We start from the raw sequence: 23523 nt of genomic DNA on the forward strand, positions 1-23523 counted from the left end.
TACACCTTAGAAGTTATGTAAATTAAGAATTTACAGCACACCGTACTGAATTGTATTGATTTAAATCAATATTATATTTTTTAATTCTTGGGTCTTTTGCACGTACTGGGTCTTCAACAGGATGCATCGCATGACGTTGCATGGTTAAGCCTTTTCCTCCCATATGCATATTCTGGCCATCATCAGGTGCAGAACTACGTACAACTTTTAATTTACCAGAGGCAGGGCCTTGCGGATTTTTTTCAGGGGATTTACTGTAATATTCAGGATCGTACCAGTCCAGCATCCATTCATAGTTGTCGGTAAGCATGTCATAAAAGCCTAATGGGCTAGCGGGATATTGTTGTAAAACAGGAATATCTTTTAATGATTTATATTTTTTATTGGATGCTTTTCTTTGTTCAAAACTCCAAATATTACGTCCAATATCGATTTTCCCATTGTCGGTTGCATAAAGAACATATTGGCCACGATTACGGGCAGCATATTCCCACTGTGCTTCTGTAGGCAAATCCATTTTTACATTAAGTTGCTGACCGAGCCATTGGCAATAGTCTCGAGCTTGTTGCCAATTAATTCCTGCGGCAGCTGTAGGAGCACGTTCTTGAATTGAAAATTCATCGAATGTTCCAACCTTTTTTTGTCCTGTTATCTCAGTATAGATATCAAAGTCGGCATAGGTGGCTTTGGTAGCACTTAATTGAAAGTCATCTAAAGTGACTTTATGCAAGGGCTTGCTGTCACCTTTACCATCGTAAGGAAGTTTATCGGCGCTATGTTCAGGGCCGAAATCACCCATCATAAAAGTTCCACCCTTGACCAGAATGAGATTTTTTTTAGTCTTTTCTAGGAGTTGCTGTAATTGCTTTTGTTGTTCGGCAGACAGGTTTTTCTGGGCAACTGGTGTTTGTGTCTTTTGGCTAGAATCTGAAGCGGGTTTTGCACATGCAGTTAAAGCAGTGCTGGAAAGCAAAATAATCGCAAGGTTTTGTTTAATCATCTTTTTTAAAATCATTGGGTTGCGGGTATTGTCAGAATTCTAAGACAGTTTTGCGGGATTGAAAAGAAACATTGTGTTAAGTATTAAAACCAAATGTGAAGTTAAAATTTTCTCATATTTTTTACTTGAATTGATGGCCTTCGGTGTTTTAAATAGAAGGAAAAAGGAGTTGAGGTGTACCATGTTTAAGGTACACCTTAGAACGTATGCAACTTAAGGATTTACAGCGCAACGTACTGAATTGTTTTGGTTTAAATCAATATTATACTTCTTAGTTCTAGGATCCTTTGCTTTTATAGGGTCTTCCACAGGATGTATTGCATGGCGTTGCATGGTTAGACCTTGTGCGGCCATGTATATGTTTTGTCCACCAGCAGGTTCTGAACTACGTACAACTTTTAATGTACCTGAGGCAGGGCCTTGAGGATTTTTTTCAGGGGATTTACTGTAATATTCTGGATCATACCAGTCTAGCATCCATTCATAATTATCCGTGATCATGTCATAAAAACCTAATGGACTAGCAGGATATTGTTGTAAAACTGGGACATTAGTAAGAGATTTAAATTTTTTATTAATTGCTTTTCTTTGTTCAAAACTCCAGATATTACGGCCGATATCCATTTTGCCGTTATCAGTTGCATATAGAACATACTGGCCACGATTACGGGCAGCATATTCCCATTGGGCTTCTGTAGGCAAATCCATTTTTAAGTTAAGTTGTTGACCAAGCCATTGGCAATAGTCTCGGCCTTGTTGCCAGTTAATTCCTGCGGCAGCTGTAGGAACACGTTCTTGAATCGAAAATTCATCGAACGTTCCAACCTTCTTTTGACCTGTGATATCAGTATAGATATCAAAATCGGCATAGGTGGCTTTGGTAGCACTTAATCGAAAGTCATCTAAAATGACTTTATGCAAGGGCTTGCTGTCACCTTTACCATCATAAGGAAGTTTATCGACACTATGTTCAGGGCCGAAATCACCCATCATAAAAGTTCCACCCTTGACCAGAATGAGATTTTTTTTAGTTTTTTCTAGGAGTTGCTGTAATTGCTTTTGTTGTTCGGCAGGCAGGTTTTTCTGGGCAACTGGTGTTTGTGTCTTTTGGCTAGAATCTGAAGCGGGTTTTGCACATGCAGTTAAGGCTATACTAGAAAATATAATAGCTATAAGGGTGGGTTTAATCATTTTTTAAAACCTAAAATTGAATGCTGACTTAAAAAGAATGTGGAAGATTGGCGACGCAACGTACCCCATATAAACGATAGGTCATTTTATTTTCTTCATTTGATTTTGGTAGGGCATGTGCTCTTTCTATATTAAGACCATCAGCCATCATTAAATTATCGGCACCCATAGGAGCTGTGCTACGCAATACCTTTTCAGTACCAGACTTAGGCCCTTTGGGATTATCAATGGGGGAGTACTTATAATAATCTTTATCGTACCAGTCATTCATCCATTCATAATTATTGGTGACAAGGTCATAAAAACCTAAAGGGTTTGGTGGTGTTTTGCCAAGCACTGGAATTTCCAGTACTGAATCAGGGTTGTTACTATGTCTATAATTGTCATATTGATTTAATTTCCATAAGTTCTTCTCAGGCTCTACTTTGCCTGTATCGGTTGCAAAGACAGTATATTGGCCTTTATTGCGTGCAACATATTCCCATTGTGCTTCGGTTGGTAGGTCCATAGGCGTTCCTACTTGTTGGCCCAGCCATTGGCAATAATCTTTGGCTTGTTGCCAATCCATTCCTGTTGCAACTTCGTGTGCAATTTCTGGTGTATAAAGATCGTTAAAATCGCCCTTAGGTTGTCCGGTTGCCTCGGTAAAAATATTAAAGTCTTCTAGTGTGGTTTTATAGGCACTCATATTAAAGCTGCTCAGTGTTACTTTATGCAGAGCCTTATTGTCATTTCCCGGTGAGAAAGGCAGGTGATCAGGTTTTTCGGTATTGCCTTTGGGATTCTTGACCGCCATGCTGTCAGGTACAGTTTTTTCGAGTTCAGGAGTGACTAGCCCAAAATCGCCCATTAGGTAGCTCCCACCTTCAACAAAGATCATATTCTTTTTGGTTTTTTCCACCAATTTTTGAATTTTTTGTTGTAGTTCAGGTGAGGGCTTTACAACTTTCTGATTAGTTTCAGGTGATTTGGCACAAGCGCTTAAAGCTAGGCCTGAGAATAAAATAAAAAATAGCTTCTGCTTTTTCATTATAAAAAAATCAATTGTTTAAATTTAATTGGAAGAAATCTTAATCAATCTAATTAAAATAGTGAAGTTAATTTGTGTTAGTTGCTATTAAGAGGTAATTAAAAACTTCTTACCAATTATAATGTTGTTAGTGCAAAAGTCATATATAAGGCTGCTTATTTTCGATTGATCTATATTAGACCTTGGATTTGATTTCTAGTATTTAACAATATAATCCAATTTTGTTAGCTTTTTATTCTTATCCATATTTTAAAAAAGGTGCTATGGCCTGATTGTTTCTCTAAAAAATTAAGTAAAATCTCCTCAAAAGTTTGTTTTATGTTTTTTAATAATCGATCTATTGCTAGAAACAGGTAGACTACAGGAAATCAAAGTTGTAATCGTACATTCAATTTTTCTATGGATATGAAAATCTGACTATACATTCGTCTGATCTATACAAGGTATTGTGATTGAAATGAAAGAAAAATTTATTGTTATTTTGATTGTTTTGACCATTTTTCAATTCAATGCCTGTTCAAAAGTAAGTCGGGATAATCAGGAGGTACAAGCCGAATTGCTCTATCAGCAAGGCGGGCGATACTTCTTGGGCCAAGATGTAGCTCAAGATTATATAAAAGCTAAGGCTTTGTTTGAACAAGCAGCGCAACAAGGCTCAGCGATTGCCCAAAATGATCTGGCCGGGATGTATTTCAAGGGCCTTGGGACCGCTAAAAACGAAGAAAAAGCTTTTTACTGGTATGAACGAGCCGCACAGAAAAATTTTCCGGAAGCACAATATAATTTGGGCATTATGTATGACCATGGTCACTATGTGAAAAAAGACCGAAATAAGGCTTTAGCTTTTTATCGGTTATCTGCAGATCAAGGCTACGCTAAAGCTCAATATAATCTGGCAAATGCTTATTCTTCAGGGAGAGGGGTGAAAAAGGATATTGGTCTAGCCATGGAGTTATATGAAAAGGCCGCACAACAGAATATGCCTGAAGCGCAATATAATCTGGCAAATATATATTCTGATGGTCTGCTGGTACCCAAGAATGAAAAGAGGGCTTTAAAGCTATATGAAAATGCAGCCGAGCAGAATTTCCCTATGGCTCAGCATAATTTAGGTTACCTTTATATAAATGAATATCATAACCGTGAAAAAGCCAAGTACTGGTTTAAAAAAGCCTATGAAAATGGAGTTAAAGAATCAGGAGAGGTGTTAAAACAATTAGAGCATGACTCGCCATAGCCTGATCTCAGTCATGTCAATTTTTATGCAATAAAAAAGCCACTCAACAAACAGTGAGTGGCTTCCTTCGAAAGCTAAATCGGCTTATTTAATTTTCTTAAAGATAAAGTCATTAATCTTATGACCAGATTCAAGTCCACGACGCTCAAATTTAGTCACTGGGCGCCAGTCTGGGCGAGGGTAGCTATTGCCTTTACCTGCCAGATTTTCCATATCAGGACGATTGTCTAGGATATCAAGCATCCACTCTGCATACGGTTCCCAGTCCGTCGCTGCATGGAAGGTACCACCCAGCTCTAACTTCTGTTCAACCAGTTGCATACGCTCATGAATCACAAAACGGCGTTTAAAGTGACGTTTCTTCTGCCATGGATCCGGGAAGTAAAGCTGTACGCAGTTAATGCTGTTGTCTGGCATTTCACGTAATACCTGAATGGCATCGGCATCCAGTACAAACAGGTTCTTTAAGCCAGCCATGCCTGCTTCGTAGACACACTGTGCGATACCAGGAACATGTACTTCGATACCGACAAAGTTACGTTCAGGATTGGCCTTTGCCATTAACACCAAAGAACGGCCCATACCAAAACCGATTTCAACGGTTAATGGACGCTCAGGATGTTCAAAATGCTGGCGTAAATCACCAACAGGGTATTCCAAAATTAAATCACGATAATCTTCTAAAGCAGTACGTTGTGAAGTATTGAGCGGAGCTGAACGACGCATAAACGTCACAATTTCACGGTGCTCAGGCAAATTGTCGAGTTCCGTAATTTGCGTTTCTAACTGATCGTTTGACATGATTCTGGAGATATAAATATAGAAATGCCGTATTTTAAGTGCTCAGGTGGACAAGTCAAACTTTTAAGTGATTTTATTTAGTCGTTTATTTTTAAAAATGATGAAAACTTGTCAAAAAATCTTCATGGTGCTGTCACAGAACTTGCATAGCCTAATGGCAATTTAAACACTAAGTAAAAAACCATGCATAATTTTAAATACCATTCGATCGCCATTTGTATAAGCCTGTTGGGTGCATCTTCAATTTTTTCTGCGGCGCATGCACAACTGATGTTTAGTCAGTATGTCGATGGCAACAGCAATAAAAAGGGGTTGGAAATCTATAACCCCGATGCCACAACGGTCAATCTGGCAGATTATGAAATCCAGCAGTTTAATAATGGCGGCACCGTTAAAACCGCAGCATTTCCCTTACAGGGCAGTTTAGCCAGCAAACAGAAATATCTGATCGGCCGTTCAGAATTACAAGCTCAATTAGGCAATAAGGTTAATCAGGTTGCTGGTCTATCCTTTAATGGTGATGATGCGGTGATATTGCTTTATCGTGGGACACCTGTAGATCGTTTCGGTCGCATTGGCGAGCGCCCAGCAGCAGGTTGGGGTACAACGGTTTTAAGCATGGGTAACAGCTTTAAACGCATTCAAACAGACAATTCAGTCGTGAGTGTTGACCCAACCAGTCCATTTGACCTGGATCAATCCTGGCAGGCCTGGACGGACCGGAATGACTTTTCGAACTTAAGCGGTTCAACCACCACACCGCCGGTTAGCGATGCGGTCAGCTGTAGCAGTCATGATACACCGATTGCCAGTTTAGCCGACTCAGCTCAGAATCAAAACTATACCATTCGTGGCGTAATCACCGCAGACTATCGTTATGGCAACGGTTTCTCCGGTTTCTATGTGCAAACGCCTGATAACAAAGCAACACCAAATGTCAGCAATGCCATCTTCGTTTATATTCCTGCAAGTAGTGTCATAAAAGGTGGGCAGGTTGGTGATGAAGTGATCCTACGTGGTCGTTTAACCAGTTATCAAAACCAGCTTCAATTGGATCAATTGCAGCAGGATATTAAGACCTGTAACCAGAACATGGCATCGCTGATTCAACCACTGGATTTGAATTTACCCTTTAGCAGCTTGACCGATACTGCGGGGAATTCACCGAAGCGTTATCAAGGGATGTTGGTGAAATTACCGCAAACGTTGACGGTCAGTGAAAACTATAATTTCGGTCGTTATGGAGAGTTGTCTTTAAGTCTGGGACGTCTGTTTATCCCAACCAATCTTTATCCGGCACTTTCAAATGAAGCCAAGGCGTTAGCGCAACAAAATCTGCTGTCCAAGATTATCTTTGATGATGGCTATAACAATCAAAACCGTGCACCGTGGTTGCCACAAAACTTTAGTGCGTTGAATACGCTACGTTCGGGCTATCAGTTAAAAAATGCACAAGGTATTTTGGAATACCGTTTTAATGCCTGGCGTGTACAACCCATTGCAGGGGCAAACTTGCCGGAAGTAGTGAGCACCACTAATCCACGGCCAACGATTACGGCTAAGCAAAGCAAACATGTTCGTGTTGCAGCATTTAATGTACTCAACTATGACAATGGCAAGACTGGTTTCCCAACGGAACGTGGCGCCAACAGTCAGGCTGAGTTTGACAAACAGCATGCCAAAATCGTGAGCGCATTAAAATCAATCGATGCTGATGTATATGGCTTGATGGAGATTGCCAATAATGGTTATGGCAGTGATAGTGCAGTTGCTAACTTGACTAAGGCTTTAGGGCCAGACTGGAAATATGTGATTCCAGAAGGACTTAATCAACTGGGTACGGATGTGATTGCGGTTGCGATTATCTATAACAGCAAACGTGTTCAACCTGTGAGTAAAGCTGCGGTGTTGGATCTGGGTGATAAAAACCGTTCGACCATTGCACAATCCTTTAAGCCTGTACAAGGTGGGCAAATCTTTACGGTGATTCCAAACCATCTTAAATCGAAAGGTTGTAAAGGTGTCGATGAAAATTCTCTCGATGCGGATCAACGCGATGGACAAGGGTGCTGGAATCCAACCCGTGTCAAAGCAGTTGAACAACTCACGCAATGGATCGCCAAGAATCCAACTCAGGTCAAAAATCCGAATATTTTATTATTGGGTGATATGAACAGCTATGCCAAAGAAGATCCGATCCTGAGCTTTGAAAAAGCCAACTATAAAGTTTTGTTAAATGACAGCAAGATTGGTGAGGGCAATCAGGCTTATAGCTATGTCTTTGGTGTATCGAGCGATGCAGACGGCTATGGTGGTGCAGGTAACCTTGATCACGCCATTGCCGATGCCAATCTGTATAAACGTGTGATTAAAGCCTTTGCCTGGCATATCAATGCCGATGAGCCAACGGTATTGGATTATAACGAGGAATATAAAACCGATGCGCAAAAGGACCTGTTCTTTTCGGCTGATGCCTACCGTTCTTCAGACCATGATCCTGTGATTGTTGATCTGGATATGAAAACCGCAGATTCACAACTTGAACCTGACCATCCGAAACACATGATCGTGGAATTTCTAAATTCGTTATTTGAATGGTTAGGCAAGCTTTTTGGTCGAGCCTAATCCGGTTTCCGTGACATTGTTTGGTTGTTTTTTCATAAATTAATCAATCGTCACGGAATATAACTTGCAAGGTCGAAAAAAATTTATTAATAGTAGTGGTGTAGATGTTCTTAGCATGAAAGCGATTATAAATTTTAATTCTGTCTGTTCTCGAGTTTCGTAGGAACGTTCTAGAGCATAAGTTGTTAGATAACAAGGATCAATTATGAAGTTGTATTATTCACCTGGCGCATGCTCATTGGCAGCCCACATTATTTTAAATGAAATCAATGTAGATTTTGATTTAGAACGAGTTGATCTAAAAACACATAAAACCTCAAAAGGTGCAGATTATTACGAGATTAATCCAAAGGGTTATGTACCGGCTTTGGAAATTAATCCAGGTTTGATTTTAACCGAGAATGTGGCGATTTTACCGTTTCTTGCGCAACACGATCCGAAGCAGGACCTGATTCCGCCATCAGGTATGGGACGTGCCAAAGTTCTGGAATGGTTGGGGTATTTGAACTCGGAATTGCATGATGCTTATGCGGTTTTCTTTACCGGTAAACTTACCGATGATGAAAAGACCAAGGCCTATGCTGAAGTTGACCGTTTATTGAAATATATCGATAACTATCTGGCTGAATCAGACTGTGATTATCTGGTAGATGATAATTTTGGCCCAGCGGATGCCTATTTATTTGTACTCACCAACTGGTCGAATCATATCGAGCATGATTTAACCCCGTATATCAATGTGATTGCATTGCGTAATAAAGTGGCTGAACGTCAGTCAGTGCAGATTGCCATGCGTGATGAAGGGCTGTTGAGCTAGAGCACCCAATAAAAAAGCCTCTGTGAACAGAGGCTTTTTTATGTCAACTCGATTATTGTTGAGCTTTTTCTTTCACGTCAGCAGCACCAGACTCTACTGCACCCGCAACTTTAGCTGTCGCATCACGTGCAGCAGCTTCAGTTTTTGCAGCAGCTTCAGCAGTTGCAGTTGCCGTATGATCAGCAGCAGCATCAATTTGATCGCCCGCTGTATCTACCGCAGTTGCAACATCGCTAGTTGCGTTTTGAGTAGCATCTTTAATATCAGCACCAGCCTGATCAGCCGCGTGTTCTAAATGTTCACCTGTGGTCGCGCCAGTTTCAGGTGCTTTATCTTTATTACAGCCTACAAGCGCAACAGTAGCAGCAAGACCTAATGCAACAAGTAATTTATTCATTGTCTATTTCCTTTTCTTTGTGGCATCCAATAGGAATGGATAGCAAAAATATAACCATAAACTGCATAAAGAATAAAGTTGAAAATTTGTAAAAACACGCACTTACATCGGAAAACATAAGTGCGTGTTTCATTTTTTAAAGCATTTAAACGCCTGAACGGATCATATAATCAAAGGCAGACAGTGAGGCTTTGGCACCTTCACCGGTAGCAATGATAATTTGCTTGTACGGCACAGTGGTACAGTCACCAGCGGCAAATACACCCTTGACACTGGTTTCGTTACGATCATTAATCACGATCTCGCCACGGTTGCTCAACTCAACCGCACTGTTCTTTAAGAAATCGGTGTTTGGCAATAAACCGATCTGTACAAAGATCCCTGCCAGCTCAACCGTATGTTCTATATCAGTGGCACGGTCTTTATATTTCAATGCCATCACCTGAGCGCCATCACCGACTACTTCGGTACTCAATGCATTCATGATCACGGTGGTATTTGGCAAGCTGTTTAACTTGTCTTGTAACACTTGGTCGGCACGAAGTTTGGTATCGAATTCAACCAGTGTGACATGTTCAACAATACCGGCAAGGTCAATTGCTGCTTCTACACCCGAGTTACCGCCACCAATCACTGCAACACGTTTGCCTTTGAATAATGGGCCATCACAGTGCGGGCAGTAAGCCACACCACGGGTACGGTATTCTGCTTCACCCGGCACATTCATCTCTCTCCAGCGTGCACCGGTGGAAAGAATGATGGTTTTCGATTCCAGCTTGGCACCATTTTCCAGTTCAACTTCAACCAGACCATTTGCGGTCTGATCTGCACCTGTGATCTTGCTGACACGTTGCAGATTCATGATATCCACGCCGTATTCACGGACATGTGCTTCCATATCCTGAGCAAACTTAGGACCGACAGTTTTTTGCACCGTAGTGAAGTTTTCAATGTCCATGGTATCCATCACCTGACCGCCAAAGCGTTCAGCCACGATACCGGTCTTGATCCCTTTACGCGCTGCATAGATTGCCGCAGTACCACCGGCAGGACCACCACCAATCACCAACACATCAAATGCATCTTTGGCATTGATAGCCGCTGCATCTTTCTCAGCAGAATTGGTATCTAACTTGGCCACGATTTCTTCCAAAGTCATCCGACCTTGACCGATATGTTCATTGTCTTGGAACACCATTGGTACGGCCAAGATTTTGCGCTCTTCCACTTCATTCTGGAAGAAAGCACCATCAATCATGGTTGCGGTGGTATTCGGGTTGTTGATTGCAATCAGGTTGAGTGCCTGCACTACATCTGGACAGTTGTGGCAGCTCAGTGACACAAACACATCAAAATTTGCAGTCAAGTTGAGGCCTTTGATCTGAGCTAATACTTCATCAGAGACTTTTGGCGCATAACCCGACACCTGCAATAATGCCAGAATCAAAGAGGTAAACTCATGGCCCATTGGCAAACCAGCAAAGAATACACGCGGTTGTTCGCCTGTTTTGGCCACACCAAAGCTAGGACGGCGAGCGTTTGAACCGTCAAAACGCGCCGTAACCTGATCAGAAAGTTCTGCGATTTCAGTCACCAGTTCTTTGATTTTCTCTGCTTTGTCTGAGTCATCTAAAGCAGCAACCAGTTCGATCGGACTTTCTAAACGTTCTAAATAAGCTTTTAATTGAGTTTTAATATTTTGATCTAACATGTATTTCTCCAAACCCTAAGACTTTTAAATCGGTCAATTCATTCAATGAGGCTATATTACGTAAAAATGATAAATAGGTAAAACAGTATGTTTTTATTGTTTTGATCGGTTTTTTGAATTTTTAATTCATCCGTTGAATTTTGAAATATATCTTTCGATAAAAAAATCAGTACAATCATACTTGTTATACAACTGCAATCATTGCATGACATAAAGAAAGGGTAAGCAATATGGCATTACAGCGCGGCATCTATCAACATTATAAAGGGCAACTTTATCAGGTCTTTCATGTTGCCCGTCATAGTGAAACTGAAGAGCAACTGGTCGTGTATCAATGCTTATATGGTGATTATTCAATGTGGGTACGCCCATTGGCAATGTTTACTGAAACGGTTGAACTGGCGGATGGACAAATCCAGCCCCGTTTTAAATTGATTCAAGCGACTTAAGCGGAATTGCCGACTTAGCATCTGGAGGGTCAATGATGACCAGTAGTGTGTTTTTACAGCGTATTGCTGATTTATATGATCAGTTCAAGCAACACGATGCGCAACAGTCTGATCGTCTGAGCCGTTACCGCAATATAGAAGCCGAGTCGGCAAAGTTATTGGCGATGCTGATTCGTTGTCAGCAATCAAAGCGTATACTGGAAATCGGGACTTCGACTGGTTATTCAACCTTGTGGTTGGCTGAGGCTGCCCAAGCGGTCGGCGGAAAAGTTCAAACGCTGGAAATTGATCCTTTACGCAGTGCCCAAGCGAAAAAATATGCGGAAGCGTTTGAGCTGGCACAGCACATTGATTTCTGGATAGGAGATGCGGCGGATTTTCTGGCTCAGGCCAGTCAACCGTTTGATTTTATTTTACTGGATGCAGAGCGTGGCAATTATGTGAGTTACTGGGCCGATTTAAAGCGTTTATTACAAACATCTGGTAGCACCTTGGTAATCGATAATGTGATTTCTCATGCCGCCGAAGTGAAAAGCTTTCTGGAATTGATTGAGCAAGATGACGATTACATGAGTACGATTTTACCGATTGGCGCGGGCTTGTGTATGGTGGTGTTAAAGTGAACGGATTTGATCCTGATGTTTTAAGCGATACGCTTGCGGACTACCACCCATGACCTTGTTAAAGGCACGGGTAAAATTGGCAGGATTGGAATAACCCAGTTCATACGCTATCGCTGTAATGGTAAGGCTAGAATTCTCTAATAAATCAATGGCGCGTTCTGTGCTGATCTGTTGCTTTAATTCCTGAAACTCGACACCTTGTTGCTGCAAATAGCGTTGCAGGGTTTTTGTCGAAATATTCAGGACTCTGGCACATTCGGTTAAGGTGGGCACTTGATTGGCTTGTCGCAACATCATGCTGACCCATTCCACAATTTCACCTTGATGGTAGATCTTCTGGATTTGTTCCTGGCAGCGTTGCTCAACCACTTTTAAGCTATGCGCGTCTGCCAACGGTAAGGGCAGTGCCAATTGTTGCTGGTCAATCACGACCCTTATACCGGATAGCCAGCTATAGTTAAACTGAAAACTGGCTTTGACTAAGGATAGATAACGTTCCTGATAAGTCGGTTTGGGGATACTTAAATAGATTTGATAACGTTGTAATTGCTGACCTGCAAGTTCTAGCAGACTGTAGTAAAAAGCGACTGCAATGGCTTCGATATGAAAAGCCAGACATTGTTTATTCATTTGCAATATTGGCTCAAATAACAGCTCAACCTTTTGTTGATGGGCTGGAAACTGAATACTGAGCTTAAAACTTGGCATTATCAGCCTAAAGTATTGTGCAATGAGTCTGAGCGCATGTTCCAGATTCGGGCTGGTCATCAGGGCATAACCCACCAGACTATGCGAGCTGAGTTTAAGGTTTTTTCCAAGTACAAAGGCCAGATCATGGGTATTAGGCAGGCTTAAACCCATTTCAATAAATTGCTCTATCTGTTGAATAGACAATAGCTCTGTTTGTGCCAGTTGCTGCTGCAATGCACTCAACACATGATTATCGTATTGATGTGTGCCGATTAAAATTTCAATCAGACGCAAATAGTAGCGTGCTGGAATCACCGGAATCTGTTGCTTTTGCACAAGAAAAACTCAGTAAAGTCTTAAAATGATAATAGCAAGTCTTAAAATGATAATATAGTGCTGCTGTAAAATTACACAATTACCTCAAGCAAAAGAGTTTGTGTTTGATTGAGGAGATTGTAATGAATATGCATACTCAACTGGATGTCGAGCAAGCGGCAACAATATTTAAGGATAAAAAACGGCATTTATGGTTATTGGGTCTGGCTGTCCCTACGATTGCAATGAGTGGTTTGGCAAGCTATCAGTTTGGCCCTAAAAAAACCAAAAAATTCTTCGCTTCATTTGGCCCCTTATTTATTCATGCTGTTATTCCAACATTAGATAAATTGATTGGTGAAGACACGGAAAACCCGCCACTCGATGCAATTGCAGATTTAGAAGCCGATCCGTATTATGCCCGTATTGTTAAACTTTTTATTCCTTTGCAATACGCGACCAATATCTATGGCGCCTATTTAGCCAGTCGTAAAGATACTTCGCTTGCGGATCAACTGTTATTGGGAAGCTTGGTGGGTATGGTCAATGGTATTGCGATTAATACCGCACATGAATTGAGCCATAAATCAGGACGGCTGGAACATTATCTGTCACATCTGGCCTTGGCACCATCGGGATATAACCATTTTCGCATCGAGCATCCTTATGGTCACCACCGTCGTGTAGCCACACCTGAAGATCCGGCATCGTCACAATTTGGCGAAAGCTTCTGGAAGTTTTTACCGCGTACCGTGATGGGTAGCTTTAAATCGGCGATTGAGATTGAAAAGAATCGTTTACAACGCAAGAAATTGCCTTTCTTATGTAAGGAAAATGAGTTGATCCATGGTTGGGCCATGTCGGCTCTGTACCATGCTGCCATGTTTACGAAGTTTGGTATGCGCTCAGTCCCATTCCAAGTCACGCAAGCGGCTTATGCGATTACCTTGTTTGAGTCGGTCAATTATATTGAACATTATGGTTTAAAGCGGGCAAAGAAAGAAAATGGTCAGTATGAACGGACGTTGCCTGAGCATAGCTGGAACAATAATAATGTGGTGACCAATTTATTCTTGTATCAATTACAACGCCACTCTGATCATCACGCCAATCCGACCAGAAGCTTTCAGACCTTACGTCATTTTGAAGATGCGCCGCAGTTACCCGCAGGTTATGGGGCCATGATTCTGCCTGCCTTTATTCCAGCGTGGTGGTCAAAAATTATGGACGATCGGGTGGTGCAACACTATCAAGGTCACCTGGACAGAATCAATGTCCATCCTGAAGCCAGACAGAAGATGTTAGAAAAATATAGTCAGCAGGATGATGCTGCCTGAATAGGCAAGTGAAATAGCTTAAATCAGCCCGATCGGGCTGATTTTTTTATACTTTAAGCTGAAATACACAGTCGTTTAAAGTGCAGATCGAACTCAAGATATTTATGTACAAAGGCCGTTTTATCATGGGTGCGAAGTAAATTATTGTAGATAAACTCTGGAACTGGATGGTAAAGCTCGCCTGAGCCATTGCTATAGAAAATTTTTAAATAGCGTGAAGAAACATCATATTTCCAGGAGGTTACAACAACAGATTTTTCCATAGATTCGTCCCCATATTGATTTGATCTTTCAGTACATTTTTGAACAACTTTTATCCTTCATTCTTTGACAGTACTCCAACTCAGCTCCTGTGACAATTGATAAATGAAGCTGGCTATAAATTTATAAGTATAAGAATTGTAAAAAATTAGCTATAAAATTTGGCTACAAGAAATGGGAAGTTTTTAAAATAATGCAGGCAAAAAGAAACCACCCTAAAAAGGGTGGTTTCGGACCATTGGGTCTAATCTAAATAATTAGATTTTACCAACTAAGTCGATAGATGGAGCAAGCGTTGCTTCGCCTTCTTTCCATTTAGCCGGGCAAACTTCACCAGGGTGAGCGTGAACGTATTGAGCAGCTTTTACTTTACGAAGAAGTTCAGATGCGTCACGACCGATACCACCAGCGTTGATTTCAACGATTTGGATTTTACCTTCTGGATCGATAACGAAAGTACCACGGTCAGCAAGACCAGCAGCTTCGATTAATACGTCGAAGTTTTTAGAAAGAGTCCAAGTTGGATCGCCGATCAATGGATATTGGATTTTACCAATAACGTCTGAAGTGTCGTGCCAAGCTTTGTGCGTGAAGTGAGTGTCAGTAGACACGCCATAGATTTCAACGCCTAATTTTTGGAATTCAGCATAGTTATCAGCAAGGTCGCCTAACTCAGTTGGACATACGAAAGTAAAGTCAGCTGGGTAGAAGAATACAACAGACCATTTGCCTTTAAGATCTGCTTCAGATACGTCAACAAATTGACCGTTGTGGTACGCAGTTGCTTTAAATGGTTTAACTTCAGTATTAATTAAGCTCATCATTGTCTCCATGATTGAGGTTTTATTGAGAGGCTAACGCCTTACTTGTTTACGAGGTCTAGAATAAATAATTTTTAGTTATTGGGGAAATAGTATTTTTACATGACTAAAATCGGAAAATTGAATAACTCAATCAAAAACGACTTTCACCCAAAGATATCTGCTCTATTTGACGACATAAAAATGAAGCCAACATGACAAAACATCTGAAAACTAATGTGCATAACAACATGAAGTCTACGTGATCAAAATTCAAGGGTAAAATTGAAAAAATCTAAAAATATATAAAAAACCAAGATATACGATTAAAATTTCTTCATTCAATAAAGGCTTTGAATGAGAGTAGTGACAGAGCAAGATGATGGAAGCATTCCTTCATTTTTACCGCTTAGTCTGAACAGATTGATGCAGTTTCTTTGCATAGCAAGGCTTTAAGGCGTAAAATAGCCGATTAGTTTATTTTTCAGGAAAGCTGTTCAGTGCAGAGTCATTTAAATGTAGATCAATTGGTTATGGCACGTGACCGTCACCGTTTAAATCGACTGCGCAAGGATAAGAAAACACAACCAGCAGATATCGAAAAACTGTTTGAACAGTCTAACCACAAGGTTAAGCAACGCCTTGCACGCCTTCCAAAGATCAAACTCAATCAGGATTTACCTGTTACCCAGTATGCAGATCGTTTGATTGAAGCGATTCAAAAGCATCAGGTCATTATTGTGGCGGGTGAAACCGGTTCCGGTAAAACCACACAGCTCCCGCAGATTGCTATGCTAGCAGGGCGTGGACTGACGGGCATGATTGGTCACACCCAGCCACGTCGTCTGGCTGCACGTAGTGTTTCGCAGCGTATCGCCGAAGAGGTTGGTGAAAAACTCGGCGAATCAATCGGTTTTAAAATCCGTTTTAACGAGCAGGGCTCACAAGACTCAATTGTTCGTTTGATGACCGATGGTATCTTGTTAGCTGAACTGACCAATGACCGGTTCCTGTCAAAATACGACACCATTATTATTGATGAGGCGCACGAACGCTCTCTCAATATTGATTTTATTATGGGCTATCTCAAGCAGCTTTTACCAAAGCGCCCTGATTTAAAAGTCATTGTTACTTCGGCAACGCTCGATGTGAATCGCTTTAGCCAGTATTTCTATGATGCACCGATTTTTGAAGTAGAAGGGCGTAGTTTCCCTGTTGAAGTGCGTTATCGTCCGATTTCAGAACTGAGCATCGTTGGCAGTGACGATGATGAATTCGATGACTTTGAAGAAAACCTCCCGCGTGCCGTGGTACAGGCTGTCGAAGAATGTTTTGCCGATGCAGAGAGCAAGGGCCATCCTGAGCATGCCGACATTCTGGTTTTTGCCAGTACCGAACAGGAAATTCGTGAATTACAGGAGACCTTACAGAAGTATGGCCCTCGTCATACCGAAGTGTTGCCTTTATACGCACGTTTAGCCTTGGCAGAACAGCAAAAGATTTTCAGTCCAAGTGGTAAAGGTCGCCGTATCATTATTGCGACCAACGTGGCTGAAACAGCACTGACGGTTCCGAATATTCGCTATGTGATTGATAGCGGTTTTGCTCGTATTTCACGTTATAACTATCGTTCTCGGGTGCAACGTCTTCCAATTGAGGCGATTTCACAGGCTGCTGCCAACCAGCGTAAAGGTCGTTGTGGCCGTATTGCGGCGGGTGTGTGTATTCGCTTATATAGTGAAGAAGACTTTTTAAGCCGTCCAGAATTTACCGAGCCGGAAATTAAACGAACCAACTTGGCCTCTGTTATTTTGCAAATGCAAAGCTTGGGTCTAGGTAGTCTGGAAGATTTTGATTTTATCGAGCCACCCGATTTTCGTCTGGTCAATGATGGTCGTAAACTGCTGATCGAATTGGGTGCATTGAGTGAACGCAAGAATGACTTAACCAAAGTCGGTCAGATGATGGCTCGTATGCCGATTGACCCGCGTTTAGCTCGTATGATTATCGGTGGGGCACATTTTGGTGTGCTCAAAGAAACCCTGATTATTGTCAGTGCTTTGGCAATTCAAGATCCGCGTGAACGTCCTGCCGATAAACAAATGCAGGCCGATCAGAAGCATGCGTTATTCAAAGAAGCGGATTCAGACTTTTTATTCTATTTAAAGCTTTGGAATACGATACAAACCAGTCCGGATACCCAGACGGAAAATAAGCGCCGTCAATTTGCACGTCAGCATTTCCTAAGCTGGTTGCGTTTGCGTGAATGGAAGCAGACCCATCAGCAACTGGTCGAGCTGGCAGAAGGATTAAAACTGAGTTTTAATGAAAAGGGTGCTAATTATGAAAATTTACACCGCGCTTTATTGACTGGTTTACTTTCATTCATTGCCAATAAAACCGATGAACGTAATACCTTTATGGCAGTACGTCAGCAGAAAGCCAAAGTGTTCCCAGCCAGTACCTTGCATAAAACCAATACCGCTTGGGTGATGGCCTTTGAAATGGTGGAAACCTCTCAGGTGTATTTACGGACTTTGGCCAAAATTGATCCTGAATGGATTTTGCTGGCGGCTCGTGATTTATTGAAGTACCACTATTTCGAACCGCACTGGTCCAAGAAAGCGGGTATTGTGAATGCCTATGCGCAGATTTCTCTGTTTGGTTTAATCATTGAACCCAAGCGTTTGATCAACTTTGAAAAGGTGGATCAGCCGGCGGCCCATGAAATCTTTTTGCGCGATGCTCTGACCACAGGGAATCTGGGGATTACACCACCGTTCTTGAAGCATAACTTGTTAAAGCTTGAAGAGGTGGAGCGCGTTGAAGATAAGCTACGTCGCCGTGACTTGGTGGTCGATGAAGAAACCATTTATCAGTTTTATGCAGCGAAAGTGCCTGAGGAAATTGCCAGCCGTCGAAGTTTCGAAGATTGGCGTGCAACCATTGAACCTGATCAGCCCCGTTATTTGTTTGTCGAAGATGATGCACTATGGATGAACGATCGTCCGACCACGCAACAATTTCCTGACTATTTGCATAATGGTCAATTGCGCTTGGCGGCCAGCTATCGATTTGACCCAAGTCATGATGAAGATGGAGCTACGGTCAAGATTCCGGTGCAGGCGTTACCGCAAGTGGATGAAAAGCAATGGTCATGGGGAATCCCAGGCTGGCGTCAAGACTTGATCGAAGCATTACTGAAAGCATTACCGAAAGATAAGCGCCGTAATCTGGTGCCGATTCCTGATACTGCGAGAAAGCTGATGCAAGGCGTTGATGCAACGCATTTACGTGAACATCTGTTTAGTTATCTGGCATTTGCTTTGCGTGGTGAGCAAATCACGGAAAAAGATTTTTCTTTTGAACGGATTGACCAGTATCTGGTGCCTTTTATTAAGGTGCTGGATGAAAAAGGCAAGTTGATTGCGCAAGGGCGTGATCTGGATGAGCTAAAAGCACGTTGTCGTGTTGAAACCCATCGTCCAGTGAAACAGCAAAAAGGTGAGTTTAAAACCTTCCCTGAAAATTTCATCTTTGAAGCTTCGCAGAAGGTCACGGGCGTTGTGGTCAAGCAATATCAAGCGTTGGTACCAACCAAGCTGTTTGCCGAGCTTGATGCTAAGGATGAGTCTGGTGTGGTGATTCAAACCTTTAATGATCAGGATGAAGCAATCAAGCAGCATCGTGAAGGGGTGATTCGGCTGGTGCATATGCAGTTAGGGGATTTAATCCGTCAGCTCAAAAAGCAGATTTCCAAGCCGCTGGCTCTGGCTTATTCACCTTTAGGTGAAAGGGCAAAACTGGAGCAGATGCTGGTTTATGCAACTTTACAGGTGTCGATCCAGCAATTGCCTAAAAATGCCGATGAATTTCAGCAGTTATTGACTGATACCAAAAAGCAGTTTTTAGCAAATGGTCAACAGACATTAGCTGATTTAACTGAAATATTTACCCAATGGCAGCAAATTCGCCGTGAGTTGCTGGTACTCGACCAAAGTATCTTTGGTCGCAGCGTGGATGATATGGAAGATCAGCTTGATTTAATGTCATTGGCAGACTTTGTTTATAGCCAATCGCCCGAGATTTGGCAGGAATACCCGCGTTATTTGAAAGCACTGCTATTGCGTTTAGACCGTTTGCCAAATAATCTACAACGTGATCTTGCTGCAATTGATGATGTCGATCCATGGATGGACAAAGTATTTAAATTTAAAAAAGATCCTAAAATCAAAGAATTGTATTTGATGTTGGAAGAACTCAGAATTTCCTTGTTTTCTCAACCGATGAAAACAAAGCTGCCTATTTCACCAACTAGATTACAAAAACTATGGGATCGATTAGCAATCGGTTAAACTGAGAAATATGAAAGTTAGAAGCATTCTTTACAGGAGTTTTACATGGGCATCCGTATAACAGGTACAGGTTTATTTCACCCAACCGAATCGATTTCCAATGAAGAGTTGGTTGAAAGTTTAAATGCTTATGTAGAACAATATAACCAAGACAACGCCGCTCAGATCGAAGCAGGCGAAATCGAGGCTTTACGTGGTTCAAGCCCTGAATTTATTGAAAAAGCATCAGGAATTAAACGTCGTTATGTGGTCGAGAAATCAGGTATTCTAGATCCAACCCGCTTGCGTCCACGTTTGCAGGAACGTAGCAACGATGAGCTTTCACTTCAAGCGGAGTGGGGCGTAATTGCGGCTAAACAGGCGATGGAAAATGCAGGTGTAACCGCTGACGACATCGATGTAGTGATTTTGGCATGTTCAAACATGCAACGTGCTTATCCTGCGGTTGCGATCGAGATCCAGACAGCTCTTGGGATTAAAGGCTATGCCTATGATATGAATGTGGCATGTTCTGCTGCAACATTCGGTTTGAAGCAAGCTTATGATGCGGTGAAATGTGGCGCTCGCCGTGTATTATTGCTCAATGTTGAAATCACGTCGGGCCATCTGGATTATCGTACCCGTGATGCCCACTTTATTTTTGGTGATGTGGCGACAGCGTCGATTATTGAAAATACTGAAACCAAATCAGGTTTCGAAATTTTAGATATTCATTTGTTTACCCAGTTCTCAAATAATATCCGTAATAACTTTGGTTTCTTGAATCGCAGTGAAGATGCAGTAGTCGATGACAAACTGTTCCGTCAAGACGGTCGTAAAGTATTTAAAGAAGTTTGTCCGCTTGTTGCGAAGATCATTACTGCACAGCTGGAAAAACTTGAATTAACGCCTGAACAAATCAAGCGTTTCTGGTTGCATCAAGCCAATGCCAACATGAATGAACTGATTTTAAAATTGGTTGTTGGTAAAGACGCTGATCTTGAGCGTGCACCGATCATTCTGGATGAGTTTGCCAATACTTCCTCAGCAGGGGTTATCATTGCGATGCATCGTACTGGTGAACAGGTCGATAATGGCGAATTTGCTGTAATTTCTTCTTTCGGTGCGGGCTATTCAGTCGGTTCGATTGTGGTACAAAAGCATATTGCTTAAGTTTTTGACTAGAATATAAAAAAACACCACGATTGTGGTGTTTTTTTATGCCTTATGAAACTTTAAGCTTCAATCGCTTGAACTGCAATTTTCTTGGCAGGATCTGCTTTACGACGTACAGCAGGCACTGGTTCACCATGATATTGGCGATCCGCAAAGTAGCTTGAACGAACCATTGGCGCAGACCAGATATTTCTGAAACCGAGTTTACGGCCATGTTCAGCATAACGCTCGAATTCTTCTGGCGTAACAAAGCGGTCAATTGGCGCATGTTGTTTAGACGGTTGCAGATATTGACCAATGGTCACGTAATCCACATCGTGTGCACGCAGATCATCCAGTAATGAAATCACTTCTTCTTCAGTTTCACCAATACCCACCATCAAACCACATTTGGTTGGTACATCAGGGCAGTATTCTTTAAACATTTTTAACAGGTTTAAAGAGTGCTGATAGTCAGAACCTGGACGCATCGCTTTATAAAGGCGAGGTACAGTTTCAATATTGTGGTTGAATACATCTGGCGGACATTCGGTCATGATGCGTAAGGCGATATCCATACGACCACGGAAGTCAGGTACCAGAATTTCCAATAAGGTTTTTGGACTTAATGCACGTGCTTCCTTGATACAGTCAACAAAGTGTTGAGCACCACCATCAAGCAGGTCATCACGGTCAACCGAGGTAATAACGGCATATTTCAAGCCAAGATTAGAAATGGTTTCAGCCATGTGACGCGGTTCATCCGGGTCCAGTGCATTTGGACGACCGTGTGCAACATCACAGAAAGGACAGCGACGGGTACAGATATCGCCCATGATCATAAAGGTTGCTGTACCACCACCGAAGCATTCAGGCAGGTTAGGGCAGGCAGCTTCTTCACATACGGTATGCAGTTTTTGTGAACGCAAGGTTGTTTTGATACGCTGAACTTCTTCTGGAGCGGTCATCTTGACTCGAATCCAGTCAGGTTTGCGAGGTACTTCAACCGTAGGGATAACTTTTACAGGAATTCTTGCGACTTTTTCCGCGCCACGAAGTTTTATACCCTGTTCAGGTTTACGGTGTTCAGACATATACTTCCTACAGCCTTTGATTTGAGATATGTGAATATTATAGTCAAATTTACCGCATTAAAGCAGGAAAAGTGGTATTCATTTTGAAAATGTAAATATATAAAAATATATAGTTGTGAAATACATCATCTCGCTGCATATTGGTTATCATATAGAGAGCAAAAACGGTTAAGAGACAAAGGAGCTTTGAATGCCACGTAAGAAAGAGGTCGTTGGTGGGAATATTGTTAAATATGATGCAGTAATTCTCGGTTCTGGCCCAGCTGGCGAAGGCGCGGCAATGAAGCTTGCAAAAGCAGGTAAAAAAGTTGCAATCGTTGATGTTCGTGATCAACTCGGCGGTAACTGCGCACATGTAGGCACAATTCCAAGTAAAGCTTTGCGTCAAACAGTTTCAAGTATCATTCGTTATCAACGTGATCCAATGTTTCAGAAAGTCGGTGAATGGAAACAGTTCACCATGAAACAGGTATTACGTAATGCGCATAAAGTGATTCAGCAGCAAGTTGACACGCATACACGTTTCTATGATCGCAATAAAATCGAAGTCTTTCATGGACGTGCTTATATACAGGATAAGAACACGGTTCTGATTTTTGGTCAGGATGGTATTAAAGACACCATTATTTGCAAGCAGATTGTGATTGCAACGGGTAGCCGTCCATATCAGCCAAAAGGCCTGGATTTTAATCATCCACGTGTATTTGATTCAGACAAGATTCTCGATCTAGATTTCGCCATCCAGAAAATCATCATTTATGGTGCAGGCGTGATCGGTTGTGAATATGCGTCAATTTTCATTGGATTAGATCATAAGGTTGATCTGATCAATACCCAGCAAAAGCTTTTAAGCTATCTGGATGATGAAATTGCCGATGCATTATCTTACCACTTACGTGAGCAAGGCGTGTTGATCCGTCACAATGAGCAGATTGATCATTTAGAGACGTTTGATGATCACGTGGTTCTGCATTTATTAAGTGGCAAGAAGATCAAGGCAGATGCGATCTTGTGGTGTAATGGCCGTTCAGGCAATACCGATGGTTTAGGTCTTGAAAATGTAGGCTTGGTGCCAAATGGTCGTGGTCAGTTGATGGTGAATGATCAATACCAGACCGAAGCAGAAAATATTTATGCAGCGGGTGATGTGATTGGCTGGCCGTCATTGGCATCAGCGGCATATGACCAAGGTCGTTGCGCAGGTGCGAACATGGTTGGCGAGAAAAATGTCAAGCCAATCCGTGACGTTCCAACTGGTATTTATACCATTCCAGAGATTTCTTCGATTGGTAAGACCGAACAGGAGTTAACGGAAGAGAAAGTCCCTTACGAAGTGGGGCAGGCTTCTTTCCGTCATCTGGCGCGTGCGCAGATTACCGGTGATACGGTGGGTGAATTAAAGATTCTATTCCACCGTGATACTTTAGAAGTATTAGGTATTCATTGTTTTGGTAACAATGCGGCAGAGATTATCCACATTGGACAAGTGGTGATGCATAGTCCGAACAATACCTTGAAGTATTTTGTTGAGACTACTTTCAACTATCCAACCATGGCTGAAGCCTATCGTGTTGCGTCTTTAAATGGTATGAATCGTTTGTTCTAAGCCAGTCAGTCCTTGTATGATGCAAATGCCAATCACCTTGATTGGCATTT

General features: G+C 41.9%; 19 protein-coding genes. 9 read left to right on the top strand and 10 right to left on the bottom strand.

Annotated features, from left to right (window positions below; genetic code table 11):
- Positions 1 to 22 precede the first annotated feature (22 nt).
- The 3 genes from IEV39_RS03650 to IEV39_RS03660 all read right to left on the bottom strand — a co-directional run bounded on the left by IEV39_RS03650 (position 23) and on the right by IEV39_RS03660 (position 3221).
- A complete protein-coding gene (locus tag IEV39_RS03650; RefSeq protein ID WP_005286586.1) occupies positions 23 to 1015 on the bottom strand; it encodes a formylglycine-generating enzyme family protein in 993 nt (330 codons plus the stop codon).
- A 198-nt stretch (positions 1016 to 1213) separates the two neighbouring features.
- Complete coding sequence (locus IEV39_RS03655; protein WP_005286583.1) at positions 1214 to 2191, bottom strand: formylglycine-generating enzyme family protein; 978 nt, start codon at positions 2189 to 2191, stop codon at positions 1214 to 1216.
- A gap of 28 nt (positions 2192 to 2219) precedes the next feature.
- The gene (locus IEV39_RS03660; protein WP_005286581.1) at positions 2220 to 3221 is read right to left on the bottom strand and encodes a formylglycine-generating enzyme family protein; all 1002 of its coding nucleotides are present in this window, start codon (positions 3219 to 3221) and stop codon (positions 2220 to 2222) included.
- A 457-nt stretch (positions 3222 to 3678) separates the two neighbouring features.
- Here IEV39_RS03660 and IEV39_RS03665 point away from each other — a divergent pair, with 457 nt between their 5' ends.
- Positions 3679 to 4458: a tetratricopeptide repeat protein gene (locus tag IEV39_RS03665; protein ID WP_005286578.1), complete on the top strand. Its 780-nt coding sequence runs from the start codon at positions 3679 to 3681 to the stop codon at positions 4456 to 4458.
- Positions 4459 to 4542: 84 nt separating this feature from the next.
- On the opposite strand, the gene trmB is transcribed toward IEV39_RS03665, so the two are convergent.
- On the bottom strand, positions 4543 to 5259 hold the full coding sequence (trmB, locus tag IEV39_RS03670; RefSeq protein WP_005231014.1) for a tRNA (guanosine(46)-N7)-methyltransferase TrmB: 717 nt from the start codon (positions 5257 to 5259) through the stop codon (positions 4543 to 4545).
- 183 nt (positions 5260 to 5442) lie between these two features.
- Here trmB and IEV39_RS03675 point away from each other — a divergent pair, with 183 nt between their 5' ends.
- On the top strand, positions 5443 to 7884 hold the full coding sequence (locus IEV39_RS03675; protein WP_005286574.1) for an ExeM/NucH family extracellular endonuclease: 2442 nt from the start codon (positions 5443 to 5445) through the stop codon (positions 7882 to 7884).
- Between the two features lie 205 nt (positions 7885 to 8089).
- Positions 8090 to 8701, top strand: coding sequence for a glutathione binding-like protein (locus tag IEV39_RS03680; protein WP_005231012.1), 612 nt, complete (start codon positions 8090 to 8092; stop codon positions 8699 to 8701).
- Positions 8702 to 8753: 52 nt separating this feature from the next.
- Here IEV39_RS03680 and IEV39_RS03685 read toward each other — a convergent pair whose 3' ends face one another.
- Positions 8754 to 9098 carry a hypothetical protein gene (locus IEV39_RS03685; protein WP_005231011.1) on the bottom strand — a complete coding sequence of 115 codons (345 nt, stop codon included), beginning with the start codon at positions 9096 to 9098 and terminating at the stop codon, positions 8754 to 8756.
- Between the two features lie 145 nt (positions 9099 to 9243).
- Positions 9244 to 10809 (bottom strand): alkyl hydroperoxide reductase subunit F, encoded by a 1566-nt coding sequence (gene ahpF, locus IEV39_RS03690; RefSeq protein WP_005286571.1) that lies wholly within the window; start codon positions 10807 to 10809, stop codon positions 9244 to 9246.
- A gap of 230 nt (positions 10810 to 11039) precedes the next feature.
- Here ahpF and IEV39_RS03695 point away from each other — a divergent pair, with 230 nt between their 5' ends.
- On the top strand, positions 11040 to 11258 hold the full coding sequence (locus IEV39_RS03695) for a DUF1653 domain-containing protein (protein WP_005286569.1): 219 nt from the start codon (positions 11040 to 11042) through the stop codon (positions 11256 to 11258).
- Positions 11259 to 11293: 35 nt separating this feature from the next.
- Entirely contained in the window at positions 11294 to 11881 is a 588-nt protein-coding gene (locus tag IEV39_RS03700) for an O-methyltransferase (RefSeq protein WP_032883262.1), read from the top strand.
- Here IEV39_RS03700 and IEV39_RS03705 read toward each other — a convergent pair.
- Positions 11873 to 12907 (bottom strand): helix-turn-helix domain-containing protein, encoded by a 1035-nt coding sequence (locus IEV39_RS03705; protein ID WP_005286562.1) that lies wholly within the window; start codon positions 12905 to 12907, stop codon positions 11873 to 11875. The two genes, IEV39_RS03700 and IEV39_RS03705, sit on opposite strands and share 9 nt — an antisense overlap.
- Positions 12908 to 13029: 122 nt before the next feature.
- Here IEV39_RS03705 and IEV39_RS03710 point away from each other — a divergent pair, with 122 nt between their 5' ends.
- The gene (locus IEV39_RS03710) at positions 13030 to 14223 is read left to right on the top strand and encodes an alkane 1-monooxygenase (RefSeq protein WP_005286559.1); all 1194 of its coding nucleotides are present in this window, start codon (positions 13030 to 13032) and stop codon (positions 14221 to 14223) included.
- Between the two features lie 53 nt (positions 14224 to 14276).
- Here IEV39_RS03710 and IEV39_RS03715 read toward each other — a convergent pair whose 3' ends face one another.
- Together IEV39_RS03715 and ahpC are read right to left on the bottom strand one after the other, a co-directional pair.
- A complete protein-coding gene (locus IEV39_RS03715) occupies positions 14277 to 14486 on the bottom strand; it encodes a KTSC domain-containing protein (RefSeq protein ID WP_005231004.1) in 210 nt (69 codons plus the stop codon).
- Between the two features lie 255 nt (positions 14487 to 14741).
- On the bottom strand, positions 14742 to 15305 hold the full coding sequence (gene ahpC / locus IEV39_RS03720) for an alkyl hydroperoxide reductase subunit C (protein WP_004772679.1): 564 nt from the start codon (positions 15303 to 15305) through the stop codon (positions 14742 to 14744).
- Between the two features lie 479 nt (positions 15306 to 15784).
- Here ahpC and hrpA point away from each other — a divergent pair, with 479 nt between their 5' ends.
- Both hrpA and IEV39_RS03730 read left to right on the top strand, forming a co-directional pair.
- Complete coding sequence (hrpA, locus tag IEV39_RS03725) at positions 15785 to 19639, top strand: ATP-dependent RNA helicase HrpA (RefSeq protein WP_005286554.1); 3855 nt, start codon at positions 15785 to 15787, stop codon at positions 19637 to 19639.
- Positions 19640 to 19684: 45 nt separating this feature from the next.
- Positions 19685 to 20791, top strand: a complete 1107-nt coding sequence (locus IEV39_RS03730; RefSeq protein WP_005286551.1) for a beta-ketoacyl-ACP synthase III — start codon at positions 19685 to 19687, stop codon at positions 20789 to 20791.
- Between the two features lie 62 nt (positions 20792 to 20853).
- Here the strand turns inward: IEV39_RS03730 and lipA are convergent, their stop codons facing one another.
- A complete protein-coding gene (gene lipA / locus IEV39_RS03735; protein WP_004772671.1) occupies positions 20854 to 21867 on the bottom strand; it encodes a lipoyl synthase in 1014 nt (337 codons plus the stop codon).
- Positions 21868 to 22057: 190 nt separating this feature from the next.
- Here lipA and sthA point away from each other — a divergent pair, with 190 nt between their 5' ends.
- The gene (sthA, locus tag IEV39_RS03740; protein ID WP_005231000.1) at positions 22058 to 23473 is read left to right on the top strand and encodes a Si-specific NAD(P)(+) transhydrogenase; all 1416 of its coding nucleotides are present in this window, start codon (positions 22058 to 22060) and stop codon (positions 23471 to 23473) included.
- The last annotated feature ends 50 nt before the right edge of the window (positions 23474 to 23523 follow it).

This window comes from Acinetobacter courvalinii (assembly GCF_014635545.1).
Lineage (GTDB): Bacteria > Pseudomonadota > Gammaproteobacteria > Pseudomonadales > Moraxellaceae > Acinetobacter > Acinetobacter courvalinii.